Genomic DNA, 3,928 nt, shown 5'->3' on the forward strand with positions numbered 1-3,928 from the left:
GGAACTGCCCACCGACCGGCCCCGGCCCGCGGTGGCCAGCCACCAGGGCGACAGCGTGCCCTTCGCCTGGGACACCGACCTCCACCACGGCATCACCCGGCTGGCACGCGAACACCAGGTCAGTGTCTTCATGGTCGTCCAGGCCGGCATCGCCGCACTGCTGACCCGGCTCGGCGCCGGTACCGACATCCCCATGGGGTCGGCCATCGCCGGACGTAACGACGACGCACTCGACGACCTCGTCGGCTTCTTCGTCAACACGCTGGTGCTGCGCACCGACACCTCCGGCGATCCCACCTTCGCCGAAGTTCTCGGACGGGTCAGGGAGACGGACCTGGCGGCCTACGCCCACCAGGACGTGCCCTTCGAGCGGCTCGTGGAGATCGTCAACCCCACCCGCTCCCTGTCCCATCACCCGCTCTTCCAGGTGATGCTCGTCCTCCAGAATGCCGCCGAGGGCGAATTCGCGATGCGCGGGCTCGTGGCCACCGAGGACGACGACGTCCATGCGGGGATCGCGAAGGTCGATCTGACCTTCAGCCTCGGAGAGCAGTTCGGTGCGGGTGGTGAAGCCGCCGGTATGCGGGGTGTGGTCGAGTTCGCGACCGACCTCTTCGACCGGCGGACCGCCGAGAGCATCGCGGCGCGGCTGGAACGCCTGCTGCGTACCGCCGTCGAGGACGCCGCACGCCCGATCGGAGAGCTGGATGTGCTCTCCGCGCAGGAGCGTGAGCTGCTGCTCAACGGCTGGAACGACACCGCGCGCGACGTTCCCGACGCCACGCTGCCCGGCCTCTTCGAGGCGCAGGTGGCACGCACGCCCGACGCGCCCGCCCTCGAACACCACGGCACCCGGCTCACCTACACCGAGCTGAACACCCGCGCCAACCAGCTCGCCCACCAGCTCATCAGCAAGAACATCGGCCCGGAGCAGATCGTCGCGCTGGCCCTCCCCCGCTCCGCCGACCTCATCGTCTGCATCCTCGCCGTCCTCAAAACCGGTGCCGCCTACCTCCCCGTCGACCCCGACTACCCCACCACCCGCATCACCTACATGCTCGACGACGCCCGGCCCGCTCTGGTCATCACCGACAGCAACACCACCGGGCTGCCCGACACCGGCCTGCCCACACTCACTCTCCACACCGACAGCGGCACCGACAGCGGCGCCGGCACCGGCACCGGCCAATACACCACCAACCCGAACGACACCCACCGCACCACTCCGCTACTCCCCACCCACCCCGCCTACCTCATCTACACCTCCGGCTCCACCGGGCGCCCCAAGGGCGTCGCCGTCACCCATGACGCGGTGAACGGATTCGCAGCCGACGGCCTCGGCCGCTGGCAGCTGGACGGCAGCAGCCGAGTGCTCCAGCTCGCCTCGCCCAGCTTCGACCCCTCGGTGTTGGAGATGTGGATGGCGTTCCGGTCGGGCGGCTGCCTGGTGGTCGCGCCGACGGGCCCGCTCGCGGGTGAGGAACTGGTCGGCGTCGTGGACGGCCTGCGCATCAGCCATGCAGTGATATCGCCGGCGGCGCTGGCGAGCATGCCGGTGCACCCGCTGCCGACGCTGCGCACGCTGATCATCGGCGGCGACGCCTTCACCGGCGAGGTCGCGGCGCGGTGGTCTTCGGGACGCAGGATGTTCAACGCCTACGGTCCGACCGAGGCGACGGTGTGGGTGACGTCGAGCAGCCCGCTTTCCGGGGCCGTGGCTCCGTCGATCGGCCGTCCGGGCTGGAACACCCGGGTGTATGTGCTGGACTCCGCGCTGCGTCCGGTGCCGGTGGGCGTGCCCGGCGAACTGTATGTGGCGGGGACGCGGCTGGCCCGCGGATATCTGCGCCGCCCCGGGCTGACCGCCGCCCGCTTCGTCGCGGATCCGTTCGGCGCGCCCGGCGGACGGATGTACCGCACCGGCGACCTGGTCAAGTGGCGCACCGACGGCGAGCTCGAATTCGTCGGCCGCGTCGACAACCAGGTGAAGGTCCGCGGCTTCCGTATCGAGCTCGGCGAGATCCAGAACGTACTCGCCGCGCACCCGGGTGTCGGCCGGATCGCCGTGGTCGTGCGGGAGGACCTTCCCGGCGACAAGCGCATCGTCGCCTACGTCGTGCCCATGGAGGGGGCCGACGGCCGGGTGGATCTGGCCGGTCTGCGTGACCGGGCGGCAGGGGCCCTTCCCGAGTACATGGTTCCGTCGGCGTTCGTCCAGCTCGATACGCTCCCGCTGACGCCGAACGAGAAGCTCGACCACAAGGCGCTTCCCGCTCCGGAGTACACCGGCGCCGAAGGCGGCCGAGGCCCGCGCAACGCGCAGGAGGAGATCCTGTGTGGTGTCTTTGCCGAGGTTCTGGGCGTGCCCCGGGCCGGCATCGACGACAACTTCTTTGCCCTCGGCGGCCACTCCCTGCTCGCGATGCGCCTGGTCAGCCGTGTCCGCTCCGCCTTCTGCGTGGAGCTCGCCGTACGTGACCTCTTCGAGGCACCGACGGTCGCCGGTATCGCCGGGCGCCTCGGCACCGCGGCCGGCGGGCGCACGGCTCTGGTGCCGATGGAGCGGCCCGAGCGGGTGCCGCTGTCCTTCGCCCAGCGCCGCCTGTGGTTCCTCCACCAACTGGAGGGCCCCAGCCCGACGTACAACGTGCCGATGCGGCTGCGGCTGTCCGGAGAGCTGGACACCGCTGCCCTGCGCGAGGCGATGTCCGACCTCGTCGAGCGGCACGAGTCGCTGCGTACGGTCTTCCCGGAGATCGACGGCACGCCGTATCAGCAGGTGCTGGAGGGCAGCGCCGCCCGGCCGCCGGTCGAGTACGTCCGGACGGAGCCCGGCCTGCTGGACGAGGCGATCCGGCAGGCAGCCGGTCATGCCTTCGACCTGACGGCCGAACTGCCGCTGCGGGCCTGGCTGTTCCGGACGGGCACGGACGAGCACGTCCTGTTGCTGCTGGCGCACCACATCGCCAGCGACGGCTGGTCGATTGCCCCGCTCGCGCACGATCTGGCGGTCGCCTATGCCGCACGGAGCAAGGGCGCGGCTCCGCAGTGGGCGCCGCTGCCGGTCCAGTACGCCGACTACACCCTCTGGCAGCGCGAGATCCTCGGCGACGAGAGCGACCCGCAGTCCCTCATCTCCGGTCAGGTCGACTACTGGCAGCAGCATCTGGCCGGGCTTCCCGACCTGCTGGAGCTGCCCACCGACCGTCCGCGGCCGGCCGAGGCCGGCTTCCGGGGCGACAGCCTCGACTTCTTCTGGGACGTCGCGTTGCACGAAGGCGTCGCCCGCCTTGCGCGTGAGCACCAGGCGAGCGTGTTCATGGTCGTGCAGGCGGCGCTGGCGACCCTGCTGACCCGGCTCGGCGCGGGCACCGACATCCCCATCGGCTCGCCGACCGCCGGTCGCACCGATGAAGCTCTCGATGACCTGGTCGGGTTCTTCATCAACACTCTCGTGCTGCGCACCGACACCTCCGGCAACCCGTCGTTCGCCGACCTGCTCGGACGGGTGCGGGAAACCGACCTGGCGGCCTACGCCCACCAGGACGTGCCCTTCGAGCGGCTCGTGGAGATCGTCAACCCTGCCCGGTCGCTCGCGTACCACCCGCTGTTCCAGGTGATGCTGAGCTTCGAGGCCGCGTCCGCCGATGTGCCGCTGGACGGACTCGACAGCAGGTTGGAGTCCTCGGGTTCCGATACCTCGAAGTTCGACCTCGAATTCGGGCTGGAGGAGAAGGTCACGGCCGACGGACTGCCCGCCGGTATGGCGGGAACGGTGGACTTCGCCACGGACCTCTTCGACCGCGCCTCCGTGGACGCGATCACCGCCCGGCTGGAGCGTCTGCTGCGGGCGGCCGTCGCCGACGCCTCACAACCGATCGCCGACCTGGACATCCTCACCGCACCCGAGCGCACCACGCTGCTGCAC

General features: G+C 70.6%; 1 protein-coding gene. It reads left to right on the forward strand.

What is annotated here, in order from left to right; genetic code table 11:
• A partial coding sequence (locus IF67_RS0138275; RefSeq protein WP_030993632.1) for a non-ribosomal peptide synthetase occupies positions 1 to 3,928 on the forward strand: 3,928 nt, incomplete at both ends.

The sequence above is a fragment of the Streptomyces sp. NRRL S-1813 genome, assembly GCF_000719605.1.
In the GTDB taxonomy this organism is placed as follows: domain Bacteria; phylum Actinomycetota; class Actinomycetes; order Streptomycetales; family Streptomycetaceae; genus Streptomyces; species Streptomyces decoyicus.